The sequence below is a fragment of the uncultured Dokdonia sp. genome (genome assembly GCF_947492815.1).
In the GTDB taxonomy this organism is placed as follows: Bacteria; Bacteroidota; Bacteroidia; order Flavobacteriales; family Flavobacteriaceae; genus Dokdonia.
On record NZ_CANLOB010000001.1, the window covers coordinates 59,220 to 83,705 of the forward strand.

Sequence of the window (24,486 nt, forward strand, 5' to 3'; positions counted from 1 at the left end):
TCGAAGCATGAGAAATTGTATTGAAATGAGCGAGTTCAAATTACCATCTCCCTCAAAAACTGAGTCACTTTCTCCGCAGGCATTTCGCAAGGTTTTAATAATTCAGAAGCGCTAGTGAGATAGTAATTCAAACTTATAAAATCCGTGCCTTGCAATTCTTCGGCATAGATTTTATAGGACTTCCCATTGGTAAATGTCGTTTTAGTTAAACCGTATTTTTTGTTTTCAAAAAGTACGGTACTATACCCTTCAGGAATTGTGTCTATGATATGAAGTAAAGAATCTTTCAAGCAATGGTCTTTTCTATATATGATAACAAAAATAAACTTCTCAATTTATATCTAGAACTGAACACTTCGACAAGCTCAGCATGACATGTATAGCCTTAGTTGAAGGTATACTGCACTTTTTATCTTGAGTTAGATAGATGCTTTAGATGCTAAAACTCAGATCATGTGATTTCTCCTTTCATCGAGATGACTATTGGTCTATCCTAAAGATACTTTAATACAAAAAACAAAGCCTTTCTCCCTCTGGGAGAAACGGGAATGAGGGGAAATGAGGAAAAGGAAGGATCCTCCATTAGGAGATTAAAGGGCCTTACTGAGCTTTCAAAATCCCAATCACATGTTCTTTATACTTCCCTCCGATGGGGATTTCTAAACGTCCAATCTCAATATCTTGTTGTGTAAATGCTGTAATATGATCACGATTTACAATATACGATCGGTGTACTCGTAAAAATTGATCTCCTGGAAGTTGCTCTATAAAATGACTAATCCGTTCTTTAATCACCAGTGTCTCTGTCGTAGTATGAATTTTTAGATAATCTTTAATACTTTCTACATATTGAACATGTTGCAATATCACTTTGACATACTTTTTATTCATTTGCACAAAGATATGTGCAGATGCTGTATGTGTTTCTTGAGACGTTGTTTCTATGGTTGATGGAATTGTAGGCGTAGTAACTTTTAACCTACTTACAGCCGTAAAAAAGCGTTCAAAGGTGATGGGTTTTAATAAATAATCATGCGCTTGTAATTCATAACTCTCAACGGCATATTCCCGATACGCAGTCGTAAAAATAACTGTCGGTCGATGGGATAATGATTTTAGAAAATCAATGCCTGTCAATTTAGGCATTTGGATATCTAAAAATAAGACATCTACTTGGTTTGTTGCCAAAAATTGAGACGCCAGCAAGGCGTTTTTAAACGATCCTTTATGTTCTAAAAAAGGAACATCAGCAATATGCTGCTCTAGTAAAGAGCGTGCTAAAGGTTCGTCATCTACTACTATACACCTAATCATCGTATGTGTTCTGTATTTATTTGTAAAGCTACACAATACCATCCATTTTCATCAGTCACTTCATAGGAATACTCTTCATAGACTAATCCTAATTGTTTCTTGACATTAGAGACACCAATACCTTTTGTATACGCTGTTTCATCCGATTGTTGCGTGATCTCTTTTGTGTTTTTAACGGTAAAGTATATGTAAGATCCTTTTTGTTGTAAATCAATATGAATTTCTGGAATGCCTGTACTTCCACTCGCTCCATGTTTAAAAGCATTTTCTACAATCGATAATAAAATAAGGGGTACTACTTCTACTTCCGTTTGCACCGCTTTCGCGAAAACAATTTCAATATCATCCCCATACCGCAAGCGTTCTAGTGCTATATAATTTTCTAATAAGGTCACTTCCTTCTCGAGAGGCACTAATTTATCATTACATTGATATAACATATAATCGAGCATCGCCGAAAGGGTTGCTACTGTTTCTGGTGCTTTATCTGATTTCTGAAGCGTAAGTGCATATAAATTATTAAGCGTATTGAATAAAAAATGCGGATGAATCTGTGCTTTTAAAGCACCAAGTTCTGCTTTATTCTTATCCCGTTCTAATTGCAGTAATGCTTTTTCGTTTTTATTCTTCTGGACAATAATACGATCGATGGTCATGGCAAATGTGGCCATTAATAAGGGAAGTAAATATCCGTCTATTAAAAATTTCCAGTCACTAAAAATCTGTACAATGGACTCTCTCTCAAATGGAGGTTCTCTAAAAAGTGTCTCATATACATACACTGTAAACACTCTATCTAAAGCGCTTGCAATATAAAAAAGCAGCACAGAAAGCACAAAAAACAGTATGTACTTACTTTTTTTATAGTAATATTGCAATAACACATAATTAAAAATATATGCCGTAAGTAAATATCCAGGAAGGTGTTTTAAATTCTGGATGAATATTGCATATAAAGGTTGTTTATTGCCGTCTTGGAAAAACTGAATAAACGCAAAACTGAAGAGTAATACTCCCCAGAATATAATGTGGTCTATAAGTGGTTTTTTAGTTTTCAAAATGAGTTTTTATATATTCTTTTCTTTTTTTCATTGCCAAAAAAAGAAACAAACCTGCCTGCCGGCAGGCAGGAAAGTCTAGCCTTACGAAACCTTGTCTAAATGTATTGTTCAATTCCTGAATTTCAGAAACTCGCTACGCTCAAACAGTCCGAAATTCTACGGAATCTTCACTTCACATTTTACGACAATCTTTCGAGAGCCATAGGATCATCACACTATAACTATTTTTGTCTTTTTCAGCTTTCTTTTTCTTCAGTATAGTAAAAAGTTGTCGTTAAAAATTTTTGAAACCTTGGAAAAAATTTAGAGAACTTTTTACGATTTTCGCTAAAAGCGAAAAATACCTAAGAAAAAGTGCCTTTTCTTTTGGTTCGTTTTCTTTGGACAAGCAAAGAAAATGAACAATCACTATATGCTTATTATTTATACTAAATATTACTCTACTTATTTTTACATCCAATTCAAACTATCAATCCAACACCGTAGGTTGTATCCCCGAAACTGTAATTCCGTGGCGTGTGAGGGTTTCTGTTTTCTTTTGATTTCCTGTAATCATGGTAATGGATTTTACTTCCAATTGTTTTAAAATTTTTGCTGCCGCTGAAAAATCACGATTGTCCTTTTGAAAACCTACGGCTTCATAAGCTTCGGCTTGAGGCATTCCTTCTTTTTTTAACGGTAAGGTATTCAATAGCGCATAATGTCCGTTGCCTTTTCCTTCTTGTTCTAGCCAAATCACAATTCCTTTTCCTGCGCGTTCTATCAATTGTTGTGAGATTTCCATTTGCTCTCTACAATCACATTCTACACTGTTAAAATGGTGTGCAAAAATGCAGGAAGAATGTACGCGACACAATACCTCTTCTCCATCTTTTACATCTCCCATTACCAATGCGTGTGATTCCTTAATACCGTCATAAAAAAGGATTTCTCTGTAGGTTCCATACTTGGTTTTTATGGTTCCTTCGGCTAATTGTACAATCATTGCTTCAAAAGTATTTTTTATTCGGTATAAAATTACAGCTATTCGACTAAATCAGATCTATCGTCGACTAAAAAGCGATTGCTGAAGACTAATTTATTTATCTACGCTTAAAGGGTTTCTATTTCTTGCAACACCCGATTGGTCTATTTTCTAAAATATGCCTACTGCTTTAGAGCATCTTTGACCTATCAATTTAAATAACAAACAGCAATGAAAAAATTCAAACTCAATAAACTAGGACGTCGTTTTTGGAGAACAGTATGCGTTTTATTCGCCTTAGTAGTACTCTGGAATATCTATTATTTTTCTACGTTTACACGCTTTCGCGAAAGCGCACCCATCACTACAACCATAAGTAACCCAACATATAGAAAACAAATTCAAGAAGCTATGAAGCATCTCGATACGATAGGAAAACAAAAAGAATTGCCCTCTTTTTCGATAGCTGTAGGACACAAAGGCGAAGTGGTTTGGTCGGCTGCTGTAGGCTATCAAGATATGGAGGCAGGAATCGCTGCTACTCCTAAAACACAATACCGTATTGGAAGTACTTCAAAAGCTGTCACCACCACAGGTGTTGCTCTTGCAGTAGATGCTCATAAAATACAACTGGATGCCATTATTGGGGATACGATTACGAATTGGACAAAAAAAGAATGGGATTTTAGCATGCAACAACTTCTCAGTCATACCGCTGGCGTTGGGCATTATACAGATTTTGGTGTTGCTTCTGGCAAATATACCGTTTGTAATTGCCATGAATTTAAAACCGCTTCTGAAGGATTAAAAGTATTTGATGAGTATGACTTAATTTTTGAACCAGGTACTGCCTTTGCGTATTCAACCTTTGATATTAACCTAGCAAGTGTTGTCTTAGAACAAGCGGTGAGCACGCCATTTTTAGACTATATGAATACAAGCGTATTTCAACCCTTAGGAATGAGCGATACATATGGAGATCATAATAGATCGAATACCGAGCATTTTGCCACCTTTTATGACACAGAAGATGGGTACTATCGAGAGTATCGAAATTTTGAACAGGTATATGATATCAATTTAAGTTACAAATGGGCCGGTGGTGGTTTTATCTCAACACCTACAGATCTTGTCAAAATGGGGAATGCCTATCTCACCGATGATACATTCTTAAGTCATGAAACAAAGCGTACATTTTGGACGCCTATGAAGTTAAATACAGGTGAAATTAATGAGCAATTATATGCATTAGGATGGCGATCGTATTTAGAGTTTGAAAACCCTGATCTTTTAGACGGCGAAACTCCGGTATGGATGGTACATCATGGTGGCGTGAGCAAAGGGTCTCAGAATTTTTTAGTGCTATTTCCAAATTACGATCTTGTCATTGATGCGTCTATCAATACCAATGTAGATGACTTCTGGACCTTTTCAAACAAGGTATATAAAATTGCCAATGCTTTCTTGAAAACTATTGAAAAGGATGAAAAGTTGCTTTATAAAGAGATTCAAGAACATATGTAAAAACATCTTAGTACTATGAACATCCATCCTAATTTCCCCGTATTGATTACTATAGTTCTTTTATTAATGAATGGAACACTTTATAGTCAGTCATCTCAAACACAACAATTACAAACAACTATAGATGCTATAGTATCTAAAAAAATGAAGCAATATGATATTCCGGGGCTTGCTATTGGAATTGTTTCTCAAGATACTATGACATATCAAAAAGGCTATGGTGTACGAAGTATTTATACGAGAAAGCCTGTCACAGAAAATACAGTATTCCACACAGCATCTATTAGTAAGTTATTTACGGCCATTGCTATTGTAGATCTTGAACAAAAAGGATGCTTATCTCTAGATGATAGACTTATAAGCATTGCTCCTGAATTGAGATCTCAGAATAAAAATGTGAATACAATTACTATACGACAGTTATTAAATCACACCTCTGGTTTAGGTGATATTTCTAATTACAATTGGGGTAATGATAACCAATCTGATGATAGTCTTAAGAAATATCTACTATCATTAGATTTAGAGGGTGAACAGAGTCCTTCTACCACATACGCATATAGCAATTTGGGATATAACATTCTAGGGTATGTCATTGAAAAGGTAACAAATCAATCTTTTGAAGATTATGTCCAAAAAGAAATTCTGAATACAATTGGAATGCCTCATAGTGATTTTAGATATTATAATATTCCTGATTATGTACGCACTGCTCCTCACTCTAAAAGTTGGTTTAACAAAACATATATTAGAAAAAACTATCCGTATACTCGAGAACATGCACCTAGTAGTACATTAAATTCTTCTGTAACCGATTTAAGTCTATGGATGATTTCTTTTTTGAGAGATTTAAAAGATCCTTCAAATACAAGGTATCAAAATATGATCTTACCTTCATTTGAACCGTATCCATATATAGGTCTTGGTTTTCAATTATATGATGTTCATTCAAAAAAAGCAATAGGCCATTATGGGGGCGATAAAGGTTTTAGAAGTTTTTTACTCATGATTCCAGAGCAAGGGATTGGAATTGTTCTTCTTGCAAATTGTGATTACAATGAAGATTTTAGGCAAGAGATCGTATACGAAATCACATCATTGATGATTCATTAAGTATAACTATTAAAGGCAGTATAACAATTAAAATCCCGTAGAAGTACGTTACTTTTTTCACCAACAGAAGTATATTTTTAACCAACTCAAAAATCTACTTTCATGAAAATCACAATCACAAACACATCTGCAGTTACAAATGCTGGCGATATCTTTCTTATGCTAACGGGAGATAATTTTAAAGGATCAGGAATCACTATTGGAACACCAACGGCTTTATCTTCCTTAACAAAGAATTCTTTTGATGTTACCATGATTGATAGTGGTCGTTTATACATATCGTATTATGCTAAACTACCTGCAAATCCAGTGCCTACTTCAAACAATTATTATGGGTATATAGAACTTACTTTAGGAACAGACAATGTCCTTTGGACGGATCTCTCATCTGTAGATGTATTTGGTGTTCCTATGGCGATGACATTAGGCTCTCACAAGTTAGGATACTCAAAATCACACAATACAATTGTTAAAGATATTGCAACTGCACTAGGAGGAACGAATGGAACTGCTGTACAACGTAAAAATGGAAAAGGGAATACAAAAGTAGTAGGCGCTAATGTGCTTTTTGCAAATCAACCGTCGTATGATGCCTATTTAAAAACATTAAAAGGAAAATCACTCACTATAAAGAGTTTACCTGCAAGTCCTTTAAAATATAATTTTACAGGAAGCTTTAAAACGGATGGAAGTATCTCATTAGTCTCTGCGTCTCCAAAACTCACTTTCGAAATTCCTGCTGTCGATTTAACAAACAAAACCATCTATTTAAGTAATGGTGATTGTGTGTATAATGGTAAAAAAAGAAATGCTATGAGTCCTAATGATACCTGCGCTGCTGTATATAGAGATGTTATGGTAGGCATCAATGAAGGATACTTCTCTGCAACAGGAAAAAACGATAGTTCTTTATTTCCAACGATGACTCCTTTTGCAAGTGGTCATGGAAATGCATACGCAAAAGCAATTCATGAAGGATCTGATTCGTATGGATATCCCTTTTCGGATTTGAATCTCAAAACATTAATTAAAGTACCTGTTACTAACGCATCCAATTTAAAACTTACCATTCTGGATGATGATAAAACAAGTTAACATATTACTCACAGCCTTCAGCATCCAGCGGAATAAACTTTGTGTTATTCAACACAGGATATTCTTCTGGATCTAGAGTGAGTTTATATTCTAACTCTTTACCGTTTTCAAACTGTAAAGTCAGATAAGAATCATTATGCACAGAATAGATGGTGTATCGGCCACGGCTATCTTCATTGCTATTGGCATACCCAAATCCTTCAGCAACATCAAAAGAAGCATGTGCATTAAAATAAAACGTAAACGTACCATTAGTACATAAGTTAATAACACGCTTTACGCTTCCCCCGTCAGGCCCGTCACCCGTTTTTTGATACGTAAGTTTTTGCCCTACCAATCGTTGTTCCCATTCTTTAGTAACTTTAGATGCTTTCGGTTTAAAAAAGTTTACAGAAGTGGCTAATTGATTGGCAGCACTCACATGATCTTGAGAAAAAGCGTTGGTCTCCGTAAGAATCAAGATACTCATTCCTTTTCCTTGACCATCTATAAGACCAATCGCATAGGCTTTTACTTTTGTACTATAATCATAGGTGCCTTTATAATATCCTTCGACTCTTTTAGCGTTTACTTTTTTAAAAGCCCCATCTGCCGTAAGATTAAATCCATCTTCTTGGATTCCTTGTTGTGCGTTGGAGACAACAGTTTCAATCGTTCGAATAGGATTATCTGATAAAATCATCATCCCTGGAATGGTGGTATGACCTAATACCACATACTCTCCTTGAATATCTCCCGTCCAACCCGCAGGTACGGTAAATGAGACTCCAAAATCATCTAATGAGACTTGTTCTTGTGCATTTGCGTGTAATTGAAAAATTAAAATAATGATGAACAATGTACTACGTAAAAACATACCCCTATATTTTGATGGTTAGTTACATAAATGTACTTAAAAAAGAACAAAACTTTCTAATACGCTTTGTATCATAAAATTACCTAGTAAAAAAAGAGGTGTTTCGTATACTCCTGGACTTCAAAAAACTACTTATTTAAAAGCATCAAAATTATAATTAAAAATTATTCCTCATATTTGCACCTGAAAATTTAAAATATAAAGTAACCTATGAGTTTATTTCACGTACATATCACGGACGCCATTTTTGGGGTTAGGAAACCAATTTTTAGGTAGAAAACTTTAAGAGATATAACAAAAAAGCGTCCATCACAATGGACGCTTTTTTTGGTTTAAATGGTAAATACATTGTTTTTTTAAACAACATTCTAAAAAAATAATAACCTATCTCAAAAAAGTTTCTGCTTCCGCTGTTTTTCTATGATTAGAGTTAAAACAAAGGAAATCAAAAAGTTGTAGTCCTGTATGTATTTTCGCGAAAGCGAACAGGGAATTCTTTGCTTAAAAATTATCATAAATACCTGATAATCAATAAAATAAATTCAAATTTTATTTGCACAATTCAAAAAAGGATTTCATCTTTGCATCGCAATTGTAACAAAAACGAATTGTTTAATCAATTACTATTTATGAGTTGAGATTGATGTAAAATTAAAATGATGATTCTTTTCCTTTATGTGAATTAGAAAAATCAAGCATAGCCATAGCTACGGTTTCTTTTTATAATGAAACAGAAAGTAAAGAAGGGCATTTTAATACAACCATTTCAATTTATAAATAGTATCATAATCGAAGTATATATGTTTAAAAACAAAAACACATATGATATCCTAAAAAACGTAAACGCTACAGGATATCCCCTTCGAGACTTCTACACCGTATAGCTTTATTACAAAGCAATACTCTGAGGTCCGAAGTACAAAAAACGTTTCGGGCTTTTTTTATGCCTTTTTAGTGAAACTCAATAGTGAGAAGTCTGTAAGACGAGCAATGTTGTAAGTTGAACTAATCCCGCTGAAGAGCGGGATCTAAATTCAAAGATCACTTTAAGCGCATTACAGAGTAACATTTCCCAGAAACTATTACTAATTTAAAATTAACTCTTATGAAACTTAAACACCTTATTCCATAAGATTCTAGGATTGCCAGGCATATTCCGGAATCGAAAATCAAAAAAGTATCAACGAAATACACTGATTTATGAAACCGGCACATATCAAATGCCAGCGATTAAAAGAAGTACGCCGTATCTGGAAACGACAATGGGAAATATCTAAAGAGTTACGAACTCTAGGGCATAGAAAATTAGAAGTTCCCATACGACACGGATGGTATAAAGAATTTGTCGTCACAAAAAAAATAGGACGTTACAAACATCAGAACGCTATGCTAGAAGTCATAGATGTTCTAGAAAAATACGCCTGGGGAAGAACCAAAGAAGAAGCTGCTAGAAGATGGAACACAAGAATCTCTGAGCATCTTATTGTAAAGGACATCCCTACGTTAAGTAAACGTCAATTTAATAAATTAAGTGACAAGGCAAAAGCCATTTGTGTGCCTTTTAAATTTTACCAGTACAAGCATAAAACTAAAACACGCTTTTACGTAAAACTACCTAAAGGTACATACCGTATTAAGTTTACGCGCGCTTACATTACTCATAGACGTAATATAGATCCATTATTAGAACAGGAATATTCATTCTTGAGCGGACTCCTTATGCGCAATGGATATTATGAAACAGAACAAAAATTATACCCTTGGAACTCAAAATGGGATTACCCAAATACAAGAATTAAGAAATCTGAAGTCAAACTCGGATTACAAAGATTAAAGAAATATGAGATTCAAGACATTATTAATGAAGAATTATCATGGGAAAAAAATTAAGTGGAAAAGATCTAATCAAATTAGGCTTTCCAAAAAATAATAGCATCAATATCACTTTAGGTCAAATTAACAGATATCATAAACGACTTAAAAAAGAACAAGTATTGCAACAAGCAGCTTTGGTACTAGCAAATCCAGAGGAATATATAGGTGATGGTGTATGGGGTAAAATAGCAGAGAGTCTTACAGATCCTGTAGTAGTAAAAAAACAAACACTACGAACTACAAGAGTTCCTCATATGGTTTATGGAGAAAACGAGATAGACGATCAAGCAAAATACCAATTATATGATGCGCTTAAATTACCTGTAGCTGTCGCTGGCGCTTTAATGCCAGACGCCCATAGCGGATATGGTTTACCTATAGGCGGTGTACTTGCTACAGACAATGCGGTGATTCCTTATGGAGTAGGTGTAGACATAGGATGTCGTATGAGTTTAACACTCTATCCTATTAAAATATCATACCTCAAAGGAAAGAAACATCAACTGGTCAATATCCTTTCAGAGCATACCAAATTTGGGATGTATGAAACACATAAAAACAAACATGACCATGAGGTTTTTAGTCATCACGCATTCAAGGATATTCCTTTAGTAAAAAGGCTTAAAGACAAAGCCTATAAGCAACTAGGAACTTCTGGAGGCGGGAATCACTTTGTAGAATTTGGAAGTGTACAAATTACAGATCCAAATAATGAATGGGATTTAGCACCAGGCGAGTACTTGAGTTTATTATCACATAGCGGTTCACGAGGATTAGGAGCCAATATTGCAAAGCATTATACCTACCTCGCCACAAAGCAATGTCCGTTACCAAAACATGTGCAACATCTAGCTTGGCTGGATTTAAATACACATGACGGACAAGAATATTGGATCGCCATGAACCTTGCTGGTGATTATGCACAAGCATGTCATGATAATATTCATGCTCGAATAAGCAAACTGTTAGGAGCACGTCCTTTAACCAATATTGCTAACCATCACAATTTCGCTTGGAAAGAGCAGATAGATGGAAAGGAATGTGTCGTGCATCGTAAAGGAGCCACACCTGCTGCCAAAGGAGAACTGGGCATCATCCCAGGATCAATGACAGCACCAGGATATATTGTGAAAGGTCTTGGAAATCCAGACAGTTTACAATCGGCTTCACACGGAGCAGGTCGTTTGCACTCACGTCGTAAATGCAAGGAAAAATTTACCCAAAGTGCTATTAAGAAAGAGCTAGCCGCACATGATGTAACACTTATAGGTGGAGGTGTAGATGAAGCACCTATGGCGTATAAAGACATCAAAAAAGTGATGGCAAATCAACAAGAACTCGTAGAAGTGGTAGGCACTTTTACACCAAAAATTGTTCGTATGGACAAGTAGATTTTTAGGAAGATATATTAGGAAAAAAGTAGTACTCATTTTCGCTTCCCCATCCCTAAAAGGTGCGAAAATTAGACCCATAAGATACTATAAAAAAGACCTCCATTTAGGGAGGGGAAACGTCTTTTTTGTAGTTGGTTTTAGTACTATGAATTTTAAATATATATCATATAGGGCGTTACGGCGTCTTGCTTTCAAAGCAATACGCCGTCGGGCTTTCTGTTTCAATTCCTCGTCACGCAAAGCGTGCCTGTGGGATTTACACGGCAATCCCTAACGCACACCTAAGAATCGTTAGAAAAAATTAGAAACAATGGACACACTTATACAAATCACAGCAGGAAGAGGCCCCGCCGAATGCAATTGGGTCGTTGCCAAAGTATTAAAAGCGTTTATCGCTGCACTTAAAGCACACAATTGTAATCATGTTGTATTACAAAAACAACAAGCAGGCATCACCGCTGTACAATCAGTAATACTACGTATTTCAGGAAAGAATTTAGACACCTTTCTTTCCGAATGGATAGGCACCATACAATGGATTGGAAAATCACCGTATAGAACCTATCACAAACGTAAAAATTGGTTTATAAAATTACAGGAAGTACCACAACTAGCAACTACATCATTTCATGAGAAAGATATCAAGTATCAAGCCATGCGTAGTACAGGACCTGGAGGACAAAACGTAAATAAAGTAAATTCGGCAGTACGCGCTACACATATTCCTACAGGAATACAATGTGTCGCGATGGATAGTAGATCACAACATCAAAACAAAAAACTAGCATTGCAACGTCTTAAAGATCAGTTCCAAGTACACCATCTGGAACAACTAAAAGAGCAAGCAAATGCTACTTGGGAACAACACCTTAACATAGAACGAGGAAACCCCATACGTGTTTTTGAAGGAAGTGATTTTAAACACCAAAAAAAGAATAAAAGTTACGCCTCAAAAAGGCAGTCACTTAAAAACGATTTAAAAAAGAAATCATGGGATTAACAATAGCAGATCAATACTATTTAAAGGCATCAGGATCTATGGGTTTTTTTGGTAGTGACTGGGAGCAGTTGTGTGAATCTTTGAACTATGCATTGTCATATGAAGAAACACATGCACCCTCCTTATGCTTATTAGGTCAAATACAAGCAGAACACTTAGGCAATTATGAAGAAGGGTTTTCATGCTTTGATAAAATCATTGCTTCAAATCCTGAGTATACAGAGGTATATACCACCTATGCCCGTTTATTAATTTGGGCAAATGAGTTAGAACGTGCTAAGAAAGTAATTGACTTTGGGCTCACTCAAAAAACAAAAGATGAGGCACAATTATTTTGGCTTACCTCATATATGTATGAATGCAAAGAGGACTTTAAAAAGAGTATCCAATTACTTAAAAAAGCAAAAAAAGAAACCTATAACGAGCATTATTTTGACTTTCTAGATAATGAAATAAAACGCATTAAAAAGAAAAGAAAACTAGATGCTCCAAAGAAAAAGAAGAAGAAAAAAACTTCCAAGAAGAAGAATTCCAAAAAGAAAAAGAAGAGTTCTTCAAAAAAGAAGAAAAAGAAATAATCGCATAACACCCTAGACGAAGGCTTTATGCAAAAAAAGAAAAGACATGAATCAAACATTAGACAAATACCTGTGTAAAGCGTTAGACACCTATGATTACAATCTGAGCGAAGCTGTAGAAGCTATAGACTATGCCTTAGCATATGATAAAGAAAATCCTATTGCTTTATGTCTTATGGGACAGGTCTATGCGCATCACATAAAGAATTATGAACTGGCTAAAGAATATTTTCAACGGGCTTTGGCACAGGATATGCAAGCGATTTATGTCTATCCAAAATACATTGATGTATTGCTTTGGAATGAAGATCTAGATGAGGCACAAAAACTCATTGATTTTGCACTCACTGTAAAAGGTATAGATAAGGGTCAATTATATTTAAAAAAAGCATTGCTTTTTGAATACAAAAAAGAATACGAAATAGCATTAGAGCACATCGAAACGGCAAAAATGAACACCTACAACAATGATTATCTAAATGATATTCAATTAGAAGGAGGTAGAATAACAAACAAGAAAGAAAAACAGATGCAATAATATAAGCATCTAAAAAACATACGATATGGGAGCACCACATAACAAAAAACGATATGGCGAATTATGGCCTGACTATAGAATAACCTATGCACTTACAGAACTTCACTTTTTAAGAGAGCTTGTGGTTTTGTCTGGAGGATGGGCGTGGCATTTTTTATCGCCAGAAGGACATCAAGAGTTTAAACACGCGCATGATCATAAGGATATAGATTTATTTATAGCACCACAAAATATTGCCGAAGTCATGTATATTTTACAAGAACGTGGCTTTAAAAAAGTATGGACACGCTATGATCATTTACCAAGTGATGAACAGTTTAGACGCTATGAGAAAACAGAAGAACATGCAGGAAAACTCTTCCGAATTACGATTGACTTTTTTGTCAATAAAAATGTACCGCAACGTATCGTAAAAGGGTGGAACATTGTAGAGCCTTCTTTCTTGTTAAGTCTATACAGTAACATACACTCAAGTGATAAATGTTGGGCCGTACAAGCAGCATTACAATTACTCAAATACGATATCGACCCGTTGGATCGTGAAGAGTTAATTACAATGCCTAGATAATAGTAAATAATGTATTGTCATTCCGAACGAAGTATGAGGAGGAATCCCACAAGTAGCTAAAACAAGAAGATATATGCTCACTATTATACGATTTCCTGCCTGCGGCAGGCAGGCTCGTCACTCGTACTTCGCCCTCTCGAAATGACGAATACTTAAATGAACAAACAAAAAATGGAACAATATATCGTCGATTTGGATCTTCCTCCGGAAGAAAGGTGGAGTTCCTTAGTAAAAATAAAGAATGAAGTACATGAATTGATTCAATCTTATTTACAAGATTTTGAAGAAGCAGATTTTATCTTTTCTGGAATAGAAATGTATAAAGAAGCCATTATTTCAGATACGTATTTAAAAGAAATAGAAGGGATTGCTGCTATCTGCGATTTTTCAGCTAATGAAATTCTTACAGCAAATCTGTATTATGATCTTTTAAAGTTTTACTTCGGATGTACTGCATATGCAGTGTATGACAAAGGAGTAATGCGACATGCTAGAAATTTAGATTGGCATACTGATAATAATATCTTAAGTCGTTATACTAAGATTTTTAATTTTCAAAGAAGAGGAAAGACAGTTTTCAAAACCATAGGGTGGCCTGGATTTATAGGAGCATTATCTGGAGTACGCCCTAGAGCTTTTAGTTTAACATTAAATGCTGTTGCTAGTCAAGATGAACCTCAGATTGCAATGCCTGTTTCTTTCTTGTTAAGAGATGTTTTAGAAAACTGCTCTTCGTTTAAAGAGGCTAAATCAATAATAGAACAGACACCTATTATTTCTGATTGTTTGATCTTGTTATCAGGTACTCAAAAAGAAGAAAAAGTAGTATTGGAAAGAACACCTACACGATCTGCGACCAGAACATCATATGAAGATCATATCATTGTGACTAATGATTATAAAATCATTACCAATGAGGTTTCTTCAGGTAGCAATATACTTAGAGACACTTCTTGTGGTAGATATGATACTACTCAAGAATTACTACGTGAGCAAGCACCTTCAGATGCGAGTGCATGTATAGACATATTAAATAATGAAAATGTGATGATGGGCATTACTGTGCAACAAATGGTTTTTGAAACTAACACAGGCGCTATCACACTTATAAAAACATAATTAAAAATGAATACCATATATTTTACATCAGACCATCATTTTGGTCATACAAACATTATAAAATTCTCAGACCGACCTTTTGAAAGTGTCGAAGAAATGGATGAAGAACTCATCAAACGCTGGAATAGTAAGATAGGCAAGAATGATCGCGTATACCATTTAGGTGATTTGGGCTTGTGCAAATCTTATAGAATGAAAGAAATTCTAGATCAACTCAATGGCAAGATCTATTTAATTCGAGGAAATCACGAAGGCGCTGCACAAGCAAATCCACAACGATTTGAATGGATTAAAGATTACTTTGAACTCAGCGTTCCTGATGCAGATGCACCCAATGGGCGTCAAAAAATTATCCTCTTACATTATGCGATGCGCGTCTGGCGATCGTCATTTAGGGGTACTTGGCATTTATACGGTCACTCACATGGGAATTTACCTGACGATCCTATGTCTAGATCTTTTGATGTAGGTGTAGATTGTCATGATTTTTATCCGCTTTCTTATCAGGAAGTAAAACACATCATGCTCCAGAAAAACTGGACGCCTCCCTTTAAAGATAGGGAGTAAATAATACAATAATTTATAGGTGATTTCGATACATTTCGACAAGCTCAATGCATCGCAATTTTCTCCGAAAATCACTCAATCACCTATAACATACTTAAAATTTAAAAAATGAATACAACAGATACTATATTAGTAATAGACCTAGAGGCAACCTGCTGGAATGGTCCCATACCGCAAGGGCAAGTAAATGAGATCATAGAGATCGGTATTTGCATTTTAGATGCCCAAACGGGTGAAGTCTCAGATCCTAGAGGTATTCTAATTAAGCCAGAGCGTTCCACGGTGAGTCCGTTTTGTACAGAGCTTACTACTATCACACAAGACATGTTAAATCAGGATGGTATCTCTTTTGAAGATGCTTGTGATATCCTACGCGATGAATATGAAGGACATTATAATACGTGGGTGAGTTATGGTGATTATGATCGCAACATGATGCAACGACAATGCAAGATTCGAAATATCGATTACCCATTGTCTCATGATCATATCAATGTAAAGCAACTATTTTATGAGATTAAAGATCTCCGAAAAAAAGTAGGTATGAAAGGTGCTTTAAACATCCTCAATATTCCTTTAGAAGGCACTCATCACAGAGGTGTGGATGATGCCAAGAATATTGCCAAAATCATGGATTGGTGTTTGGGGTAATTCCTTTCTATTTTCTTAAAGTCACTTCGTACGTCATTCTGAATTTATTTCAGAATCTCATCACACAGGTATCAAAAGTGTGAGAAACTGAAACTAGCTCATTTTGACTAAACTAAGTTACTCTATATAAAAAACCGTCGTTTATAAACTATAAACGACAGTTTTGTTTTTAATAGCGTTTCTGTATACGTTACTTCGACAAACTCAGTATATCATTTCGCGAAAGCGTACAAAAACAAATCCTACTACTTTTTAAATTTAGTTGCAATTTGAATTATAATATTCAATAGCATCGGAAGTTGTGCTATAATTATATTTTTTACCATTAATTCTCTTAACCAATGTCGAACAATCAGAAAAGTATTTTGCCATCCTTTTTGAATACGGAGACACCAAACTATTGGGTAAATCTCTCATTGCTTTATCTCCTTCTCTATGTAAATAATAAGATGAAAGATAGTTTTTAGCTGCTGGATTGTACTTTACCATGACGTAATACGACACCTTCCCTTTAATGAGTTCTCCTGAAAAAACTCCATTTAACCCTTTAATATTTCGTACTTTATAGGTGATTTTTGTACCATCAGTATCATCTACAAGGCTGTCAATTTTTTTCTTATGCCATTTACGATCTCCTGTATCAGCATTTTCAAAATATACCTTTGCTTTATTCATTTGGATGACAGAGCCTTCTAGTACAGTTCCATCTGTAAAATAAATAGCATCTTGCGCTTTCATATCACTACTTACATATAATGTAAGTGCAACGATTATTAAAATTAATTTATTCATAAGTTAGTTACATATATAGTTTTGAATTCCTTTAAACATCTTGTTATTTGCTACACTTACATTGCCATATAAAACTCTATAATCTGTGTTTCTAATATTACTTCGTATGCGTTGCATTAATTCTGTACAATCTGAAAAATATTTTGGCACTAGTTTTTCAAGAGTTTTATAATCACTTTTTCTTTTCTTAGAATGCTTTACTTTGGCCTCTAACGTCTTACCATCACTTTTTCTATGAATGTAGATATAGTTAGCTAGTGAAAAATAACTCGTAAGGATATATTCATCATTTTGCATAATCACTTCATGCAATCTATCTAAACGTGAACCATAAATGTGAAAACTCTGAAAAAGTTGATTTCCATAAGACATCTCTTTCACTTTATTTTGTTTTATTTTTTTAAGTTCTCCTTCTTTAGAAAAATAAATTAAGGAAGCCGAAGTTAATCCCATACTGCCTTCAATTATATAATCTCCTACATATGTAGGCGCATCTGCTCCTCTAGGATACATAAAGATTTCTTCACCATCTTGCTTTGTTATTTTTCCAATAACTTCTTGAGCTGATCCCATATAAGGGATTATGTATAAAAAAAGGAATAAGGATATTTGTTTCATAGTACTATAATTAACATCCCTCTATATAGAGGTTTCGTAATCATAGTTCCTTATAAAGTAAAAGTGTTACCCATCACATGGGTATTATTATAAAATGAGATATTCCTGTACGCTTAACATTTCGTTCTCCCTAAGGTCGTGAACCTGCAGGCAGGTCTCAAAAGTACGCTTTCGCGAAAGCGTACTAAGACTTATCTTCATATTGAGATAAAGCGATTCTAAGTTTATGAAAAATACGCTTCCGAAGATGGTTTGGTTTGAGGACTTCAATACTATCTCCAAATCCTAGAATAAGACGTTCCAATTCAAAATTATGTTGTACCTGAATTTCAAAAATAGTTCCGTCTTCAGTTTTTTTGATTTCTTTTTGAGAAGCATGGAAGGGTTTTGTAGAGACATAGGGTGCATTTTTTCCATCTACTCTAAACACCACTTTTTGTGCTTTTACATTTTCAGAAACCGTCACTCCTACTACATCTTTATAGTATTCATCGCCCTGCACTTCATTGTCTTCATACGGGATATCTTCTTTGATGGTAATACCTAGCATACGGTCTAAAGCAAGGGTAGTATATTTACTCTTTGAAAGCGCTAAAACAAACCAGCGGTTATTGAATTCTTTTAATAATTGAGGATGCACAATCATCTTGCTTTCGCTACGAGCTTTAAACGATTTGTAAGTAACTTCGATGACTTTTTTATGTTGAATCGCTTCATAGATCACATCAATATATTCTAATCCTTTTAATTGTTCATTTTTATCTAAATGAATAATCGATCTTCTATTTTCTTGAGAAGAATACACAGAGTCTTCCAGTCGTTGTAATACCCCATCCATTTCTTTAAAAAGGGAGAAATCTTTAAATTCTCGTAAAATTTGAATAGCCTCATTCATTACCTTAACATCCTTATCGGTAACAGGGATATTCATAATACTGTAATCTTCTTCGGTATAGCGATAGTATTTACGTTGGTAAACTTCTATAGGTGCATTGTACCCCAATTTATCACTTCGCATGGTTTGGATATCCAGTTGTACTGTGCGTTTACTCACATATACGTCTTTACCTTCATATTCATACAAAGCATCAGAGCAGGCATCAATCAAATCATCTAATGTCCATTGTCTGTATTTATTACGTAAACATTGATCAATGGTTTTATATCGGATAAGTGCATTTTTATTGGCAGCCATAACGTATTTTTTTGAAAAAATAGGAAATAATTTTCACTACGCAAAAAGATTGCGTAATACATTGAAATATTTGCCCTGTAATTAACAACAAAATACAAGAAGCAATGAAATTTAATGTATTTACAAAGACAAAGAAACAAGTAAAAAACTATGAAGGAGCAAAAGCATATAGACTTACTCCTAAGATGGAATTGTACACAGCTGTTGTTAATTCTACACTAGAAAAAACAAGCTATGAAAAAGGTCAAGATCGTCTACAACGAATCATTGATTTAATTCAGAAGAATGACCCTTATTTTGTAGCACAACTAGCTGTTTATGCACGTCAAAAAATGTATTTACGATCTATTCCTATTGTATTAGCCGTAGAATTATCTAAAATACATAGCGGTGATAATCTAGTGAGTAGAACAGTAAATGGTGTGATCCAAAGAGCTGACGAAATCACAGAATTACTAGCCTACTACCAAGTAGCGAATCAAAGAACAGGCACTAAAAAGTTGAATAAACTTTCTAAGCAAGTTCAAAAAGGGATTGTGATGGCATTAAATAAGTTTGATGCCTACCAGTTTGCAAAGTATAATAGACAAACAGAGGTAACGTTTAAAGATGCTATCTTTTTGACACACCCAAAAGCAAAAGACGATGCACAACAAGCTATTTTTAATCATGTGATTCAAGATACACTAGAAGCACCGTATACTTGGGAAGTAGAGCTATCAAAATTAGGGCAACAATCCTTTAAAAATGCGCAAGAAAAGCAAAAAGCTTTGACGGCACAATGGGAAACTTTAATTGATAGTAAGAAGTTAGGATATATGGCATTAATGCGTAACCTAAGAAATATTTTACAAGCAGATGTGAGTGCAGTGCATATTAGTAAAATAGCAGATACACTTACAGATCCATACCATGTGAAAAGGTCAAAACAATTTCCTTTTCGTTTTATGGCAGCATATCAAGAATTAATGAGCATTAAGTCTTCATATACGCCTTACTTATTAGAAGCGCTAGAAACAGCCATTAAAATAAGTGTAGAAAATATAAAAGGGTTTGATCTAGATACTAAAGTTGTGATTGCATGTGATGTATCTGGATCGATGATGCAACCTATCTCTGCCAAAAGCAAGATTCAAGCATATGATATTGGTCTTGTATTAGGAATGCTGTTACAACACAAAAGTGATAACATTATCACAGGTCTTTTTGGAGATCGATGGAAACGATACATTTTACCAAAAGGAGATGTATTATCTAATGTGATGAAGCTCAAAAGCATTGAAGGTGAAGTTGGTTACTCTACAAATGGTTATAAAGTAATTCAAGATTTGAATTCGAAAAAACGAATTGTAGATAAGGTGATGATTTTTACCGATTGTCAATTATGGAATAGCGGTCATTACAATTCAGATGCTCATATCGCCACTGAATGGAAGCAATACAAACGTATCGCTCCTAATGCCAAATTATACATTTTTGATCTAATGGGATACAAAAACGCACCACTTAACATCACGCATGATGATGTACACTTAATTGGTGGTTGGAGTGATAAAATTTTTGAAGTACTAGATGCTATCGAAAATGGAGCTTCAGCAATCCAACATATACAGGAGCAATCCTTATAATAATGATAAGCTCACATCTAAAATGGGTGTGAGCTTTCACAAAAGTTCTTTGAAAATGAAGTAAGTTAAACTTTCACATTGAAGCGAAAATTGATGATTTTGCTTCCAGATGAAGTATTTTTTGAACAGCATAGCAGCGCTACGATGTAAGAAAAAGACGAAATATGGGAGTAAAAAGGCATTTTTTAGCCAATAGGGAAAGCTTAAATTACTTCAATACAAATATTAAAAAACAAGTGCCGTAAAAAAAGGTTACTTCGTAACTATAACGGTCCTAAGGTAGCGTAACACAGGCGACTGTGCTAGCGAAGTTGGGTTAAAAACCAACATGATGAAAAGTATGTTTTATGCATACGTAAGTCTCTTTGAGATGTCAAATCACCGGTTCACTGTCCTACGGGATAAGAACGGCGCTCATTTATGAGCATCTCCTTTTTTGCTTTTTGCCTTGTTTTCTTAAAAAATATAATAAATGAGTGCCGTAGGTATGAGTTACTTCGAACTTGAAAAAACGTGTGGGTTCGAATCCCACCATAGTTTTCCGAATAATAGTACCGAAAACTATGTAGCTTAATTGGTAGAGCATGCAATCTCTCATATCGCTTTTTCGCCTTGTTTATTTTAAAATTTATAAAGTAAGTGTCGTAGATAAGTATTACTTCGTTTTATTTAACATCAGGGTCGTAGGTTCGATTCCTACCTTCCTCTCTTAAATATACTATTCAGGGGAAGTAGCTCAGTTGGTTAGAGCATGATACATAACACACTTATCGCTAGTAACCTTACTTTATTAAAAACATATATTTACTATTAGTAGACTAGAGTGACGTAAATTACGTGATACTTCGCAGGTTCGACTCCTAATTTCTCCACAAAATCAACACAACATTCATATCATGGGGAAATTACGCTCAATTTGGTGAGCAAGATTCACTAGTTGCCTTTTTCCTTTAGGTTCTAATAGTAATAACTAATAATAGTACAAACAAGTGCCGTAAATTAGAGATACTTCGCACTTCTAATGCCGTGGTTGTGGGTTCGAGTCCCATCACTCTCACTATAAAGAATAATACACAAATGAGAGTGTAGCTCAAGATGGATAGAGCACGTAAAACATGCTTTGATTGCCTTTTGCCTTGTTGTATTACTATTAAAATTTAAAGAGTGTCGTAAAAAAATGATACTTCGTATAGATACTGGAAATGCAGGTGCAACTCCTGCCCTCTTTAATGAGGTCGTCTAGGCTAAAGTAGGACGCCAGAGAAAAACATTTTTTGCTTATTACCTCTTTTAATTTATGAAGATAAAAAAGTAAGCGCCGTAGATAAAAGTTACTTCGCACTCAGGATGCCGTGGTTGTAGGTTCGAGTCCTACCACTCCTTCTAAAAACAGATAACAAGAAAAGGAGTGTAGCTCAAAGAGGTAGAGCACGATTATAATTTCTTTTATTGCTCATTGCCTTACTTTCAATATATACTCAGAAAGAGTGTCGTAGAAAAGTGTTACTTCGTATTCAAAACAAAAATGCACTTTTCGTCTTATTACCTCTTTTCTAAAAGAATGTGTCGTTAGTGTAATCATACTTCGTTCATAGGCTGATTTCGTTTGGGCCTGCCTGACGGTAGGCAGGTTCGAATCCCGCGTAAGGATTATATGATCATTACCATTCTTAATACAATATAAAAACACTAATGCCGTCGTAATGACATACTTCGTACCAAAAAAAGGGGAGGTTTAGTTTACAAACTAACTGGGTTCGATTCCCAGCTGACGAAGCCCCGAATGTTTATTTAGTTATTACAATTTTTGCTTAGTGTTTTTTTCTATATACGCTTTCGCGAAAGCGTATATAACATATATAAAGTGCCGTAAAAGAGTCATACTTCGATAGAGCATCTGGTTTTCCAGAAGGGTGTGAGTTCAAATCTCACTTCTAATTTAGGTTAGAAAAGCTCAATATAATTTTCGACCTTTTGATGATTGCCTTTATTTTTAATCCTATACACAACGTAATTCTTATGATAGCAATTCATACTCTTGCTCATAAATTGTTTTTCCTTCCTCATTTGTGATTCCTAAAAGCATATCACCAAAAGCATTCACTTCTAGAACATATACTTCACCTCTTCGATCTACTAAAATATCTATTCCTGCATAATTTAATTTGGGAAAGGTGGCCATTACTTCTACTGCTATAGCTTCGATTTTTTCTTGTATCTGAACAGGCACACCTGAATCTTGTATATCTAATTTCTGATTTCCTAAATGGAGATTAGTAATCATATGCTTACTTCCTCTAGCGACAATACAAGCAACTTCTCCTTTTATCACAACAACTCTAAAATCAATACTAAGATTGTTGTAAGACCATTTTGGAATCCATTCTTCTATAAGTAGATCATGAGGCGTCATCCTATTTATAATAGATGCTATCTTTTTGGGATCTGTATATTTTATAAGTTTAAGACTATTATATAATATATTATTTACCTCTTTGATGGTACTATACAATACTTGTTTTTCAGGATATATATATCGAAAAGCCATAATTCCAGAAGCAGAAGAGCCATACGATGGCTTAATAAAAACTTGTTTTTTAGACGTTTTTAGCATCTTTTGTATCAATGATGCATATCCATCACAGATTCCAAGTATTGGAGGACAGGCTATCTTCTTGGTTCTTAAAAATTGTTGTGTTTTATATTTATCAAATACAAAGGCAATTGTTTCTGGGTCATTTATAAAATCAATCGTATAGATTGAAGCTAGTGCTTTAATTTTAGATAGGATTTTTTTCCATCCCTTAGACCAACTATTGAAATTAGTGAGTTCTCCAAAATTCTCTTTTAGTTGCTCTATCTTTTGAATTTCAGAAGAAGATGTACACCCAAATAGCATGATCGCTTTATAAGTGTCAAAATCTTCTCCTGCAGATTCTAACCTACATATATACTGATTTTTGGGAGATAATACATATGTATCTTCTATGATGTCTATATATGTAATATGCTGTAGCTCGTGACCGTATTGCTCCAGCGTTTTTTTCCAAAACTGAACCCTTCTGGAATTTTTAGGAGCAATACATATGTGTTTGAGCATCATCTTTTTTGTGTATTACTCGCCTACCTCAACATATAACCAGTCTTCTTCTATCTCTTCCTGATCATCCAAATTTATGTGTTGATTTTTAAACTTCACAGTAAGTTCTTTTATAAGCGCATCTGGCACAAAGTGATGTCTACAATTAATATGTTTTAGTTGTAATAAAGCATCATTAGCCAATAGCGCTTTTGCTCCTTTTTCAGTAAGCGTACCCATAGAGATATCAAGTGTTTCAATACGGCTCAAAATAGGGTGATTATGTAAGGCTTCTGCAATTTCATCTTGCATATCTGAATTCATCAAACCTAAGTATTTTAACTTAGGAAAATCATCGCCTGCTATAAATTCTTTTACTTGATCAATGGTTGTAGATGCGCCATAGTCATCAGTTCCTAACCATATTTCTAGGTGTTCAAGATTCTGAAAAGAGGCTTTAGATGCAATTAAGTCTGTCATGACTTTTCCATCTAGTCCTCCAGTTTCTATTCGCAACGTTTTTAATTCAGGTAAGTTTACTATTCCTAAACCTAACCCTTGACCTCCGCGAACACAAAAGGTTTCTAATCCTGAAAAAGTTGTCAAAAATTGATTGTAATCTGACTGATTAATCCATGACATTTCACAATCTTCATAGGTCATATCGCCTACAAAAACATGTTTTAATTTAGAAAAGCTTGATACATGATCTACTAAAAACTTCAAAATAGCACTTGAATCTACATCATAGGCGTCTTGCCAAACGCCAATAATAAGCTCTTCTAAATCCGAACTTCCTTCTTGTGCTGCTAAACTCTTTAATCTATCGAGAACAGAATCTTTATCCTCATAAGGAGATTCTATTTTATAGCAAAAGCTAGTATCAATTACATCTCCAATCTGGTATACTTTTACCCGTTTATTATTAAATGTTTCTTGATATTCGTTAACAGTCAT

23 protein-coding genes are annotated in these 24,486 nt (G+C 34.6%); 13 read left to right on the top strand and 10 right to left on the bottom strand.

Annotation, left to right across the window (positions count from 1 at the left end; translation table 11 throughout):
- Nucleotides 1-35: 35 nt before the first annotated feature.
- The 4 genes from Q1A01_RS00265 to Q1A01_RS00280 form a co-directional block, all read right to left on the bottom strand.
- On the bottom strand, nucleotides 36-290 hold the full coding sequence (locus Q1A01_RS00265; protein WP_299674248.1) for a peptide methionine sulfoxide reductase: 255 nt from the start codon (nucleotides 288-290) through the stop codon (nucleotides 36-38).
- Nucleotides 291-600: 310 nt separating this feature from the next.
- Nucleotides 601-1,314, bottom strand: a complete 714-nt coding sequence (locus tag Q1A01_RS00270) for a LytTR family DNA-binding domain-containing protein (RefSeq protein ID WP_299674251.1) — start codon at nucleotides 1,312-1,314, stop codon at nucleotides 601-603.
- Nucleotides 1,311-2,372, bottom strand: coding sequence for a sensor histidine kinase (locus Q1A01_RS00275; protein ID WP_299674254.1), 1,062 nt, complete (start codon nucleotides 2,370-2,372; stop codon nucleotides 1,311-1,313). Before Q1A01_RS00275 ends, Q1A01_RS00270 begins: the two co-directional genes overlap by 4 nt.
- Nucleotides 2,373-2,844: 472 nt before the next feature.
- Nucleotides 2,845-3,360: a GTP cyclohydrolase gene (locus Q1A01_RS00280; protein WP_299674257.1), complete on the bottom strand. Its 516-nt coding sequence runs from the start codon at nucleotides 3,358-3,360 to the stop codon at nucleotides 2,845-2,847.
- 210 nt (nucleotides 3,361-3,570) lie between these two features.
- On the opposite strand from Q1A01_RS00280, the gene Q1A01_RS00285 reads away from it, so the two are divergent.
- The 3 genes from Q1A01_RS00285 (at nucleotide 3,571) to Q1A01_RS00295 (ending at nucleotide 7,071) form a co-directional block, all read left to right on the top strand.
- The gene (locus Q1A01_RS00285; RefSeq protein WP_299674260.1) at nucleotides 3,571-4,863 is read left to right on the top strand and encodes a serine hydrolase; all 1,293 of its coding nucleotides are present in this window, start codon (nucleotides 3,571-3,573) and stop codon (nucleotides 4,861-4,863) included.
- Nucleotides 4,864-4,878: 15 nt separating this feature from the next.
- The gene (locus Q1A01_RS00290; RefSeq protein WP_299674263.1) at nucleotides 4,879-5,976 is read left to right on the top strand and encodes a serine hydrolase domain-containing protein; all 1,098 of its coding nucleotides are present in this window, start codon (nucleotides 4,879-4,881) and stop codon (nucleotides 5,974-5,976) included.
- Between the two features lie 102 nt (nucleotides 5,977-6,078).
- Complete coding sequence (locus tag Q1A01_RS00295) at nucleotides 6,079-7,071, top strand: beta-1,3-glucanase family protein (protein WP_299674265.1); 993 nt, start codon at nucleotides 6,079-6,081, stop codon at nucleotides 7,069-7,071.
- A 4-nt stretch (nucleotides 7,072-7,075) separates the two neighbouring features.
- Here Q1A01_RS00295 and Q1A01_RS00300 read toward each other — a convergent pair whose 3' ends face one another.
- On the bottom strand, nucleotides 7,076-7,927 hold the full coding sequence (locus Q1A01_RS00300) for a hypothetical protein (RefSeq protein WP_299674268.1): 852 nt from the start codon (nucleotides 7,925-7,927) through the stop codon (nucleotides 7,076-7,078).
- Between the two features lie 1,200 nt (nucleotides 7,928-9,127).
- On the opposite strand from Q1A01_RS00300, the gene Q1A01_RS00305 reads away from it, so the two are divergent.
- The 9 genes from Q1A01_RS00305 (at nucleotide 9,128) to Q1A01_RS00345 (ending at nucleotide 16,217) form a co-directional block, all read left to right on the top strand.
- Nucleotides 9,128-9,817, top strand: a complete 690-nt coding sequence (locus Q1A01_RS00305) for a hypothetical protein (protein ID WP_299674271.1) — start codon at nucleotides 9,128-9,130, stop codon at nucleotides 9,815-9,817.
- Nucleotides 9,802-11,193 (top strand): RtcB family protein, encoded by a 1,392-nt coding sequence (locus Q1A01_RS00310; RefSeq protein ID WP_299674274.1) that lies wholly within the window; start codon nucleotides 9,802-9,804, stop codon nucleotides 11,191-11,193. Before Q1A01_RS00305 ends, Q1A01_RS00310 begins: the two co-directional genes overlap by 16 nt.
- Nucleotides 11,194-11,506: 313 nt before the next feature.
- On the top strand, nucleotides 11,507-12,196 hold the full coding sequence (prfH, locus tag Q1A01_RS00315) for a peptide chain release factor H (protein WP_299674277.1): 690 nt from the start codon (nucleotides 11,507-11,509) through the stop codon (nucleotides 12,194-12,196).
- Nucleotides 12,187-12,774 carry a tetratricopeptide repeat protein gene (locus Q1A01_RS00320; RefSeq protein WP_299674280.1) on the top strand — a complete coding sequence of 196 codons (588 nt, stop codon included), beginning with the start codon at nucleotides 12,187-12,189 and terminating at the stop codon, nucleotides 12,772-12,774. Before prfH ends, Q1A01_RS00320 begins: the two co-directional genes overlap by 10 nt.
- A 46-nt stretch (nucleotides 12,775-12,820) precedes the next feature.
- Nucleotides 12,821-13,312, top strand: coding sequence for a hypothetical protein (locus tag Q1A01_RS00325; protein ID WP_299674283.1), 492 nt, complete (start codon nucleotides 12,821-12,823; stop codon nucleotides 13,310-13,312).
- Nucleotides 13,313-13,337: 25 nt separating this feature from the next.
- A complete protein-coding gene (locus tag Q1A01_RS00330) occupies nucleotides 13,338-13,880 on the top strand; it encodes a hypothetical protein (protein WP_299674286.1) in 543 nt (180 codons plus the stop codon).
- 171 nt (nucleotides 13,881-14,051) lie between these two features.
- Nucleotides 14,052-14,999, top strand: coding sequence for a C45 family autoproteolytic acyltransferase/hydolase (locus Q1A01_RS00335; RefSeq protein ID WP_299674289.1), 948 nt, complete (start codon nucleotides 14,052-14,054; stop codon nucleotides 14,997-14,999).
- A gap of 6 nt (nucleotides 15,000-15,005) precedes the next feature.
- Complete coding sequence (locus Q1A01_RS00340) at nucleotides 15,006-15,566, top strand: metallophosphoesterase (protein ID WP_299674292.1); 561 nt, start codon at nucleotides 15,006-15,008, stop codon at nucleotides 15,564-15,566.
- 108 nt (nucleotides 15,567-15,674) lie between these two features.
- The gene (locus Q1A01_RS00345) at nucleotides 15,675-16,217 is read left to right on the top strand and encodes a 3'-5' exonuclease (protein WP_299674295.1); all 543 of its coding nucleotides are present in this window, start codon (nucleotides 15,675-15,677) and stop codon (nucleotides 16,215-16,217) included.
- A gap of 258 nt (nucleotides 16,218-16,475) precedes the next feature.
- Here Q1A01_RS00345 and Q1A01_RS00350 read toward each other — a convergent pair whose 3' ends face one another.
- The 3 genes from Q1A01_RS00350 to Q1A01_RS00360 all read right to left on the bottom strand — a co-directional run bounded on the left by Q1A01_RS00350 (nucleotide 16,476) and on the right by Q1A01_RS00360 (nucleotide 18,822).
- Nucleotides 16,476-17,009, bottom strand: coding sequence for a hypothetical protein (locus Q1A01_RS00350; protein WP_299674298.1), 534 nt, complete (start codon nucleotides 17,007-17,009; stop codon nucleotides 16,476-16,478).
- Between the two features lie 3 nt (nucleotides 17,010-17,012).
- A complete protein-coding gene (locus Q1A01_RS00355; protein ID WP_299674301.1) occupies nucleotides 17,013-17,627 on the bottom strand; it encodes a hypothetical protein in 615 nt (204 codons plus the stop codon).
- A gap of 184 nt (nucleotides 17,628-17,811) precedes the next feature.
- Complete coding sequence (locus Q1A01_RS00360; RefSeq protein ID WP_299674304.1) at nucleotides 17,812-18,822, bottom strand: WYL domain-containing protein; 1,011 nt, start codon at nucleotides 18,820-18,822, stop codon at nucleotides 17,812-17,814.
- 104 nt (nucleotides 18,823-18,926) lie between these two features.
- Here Q1A01_RS00360 and Q1A01_RS00365 point away from each other — a divergent pair, with 104 nt between their 5' ends.
- Complete coding sequence (locus Q1A01_RS00365; RefSeq protein WP_299674307.1) at nucleotides 18,927-20,450, top strand: TROVE domain-containing protein; 1,524 nt, start codon at nucleotides 18,927-18,929, stop codon at nucleotides 20,448-20,450.
- A 2,017-nt stretch (nucleotides 20,451-22,467) separates the two neighbouring features.
- Here the strand turns inward: Q1A01_RS00365 and Q1A01_RS00370 are convergent.
- A complete protein-coding gene (locus Q1A01_RS00370; RefSeq protein ID WP_299674310.1) occupies nucleotides 22,468-23,553 on the bottom strand; it encodes an STM4014 family protein in 1,086 nt (361 codons plus the stop codon).
- Between the two features lie 12 nt (nucleotides 23,554-23,565).
- A complete protein-coding gene (locus Q1A01_RS00375; RefSeq protein ID WP_299674313.1) occupies nucleotides 23,566-24,486 on the bottom strand; it encodes an STM4015 family protein in 921 nt (306 codons plus the stop codon).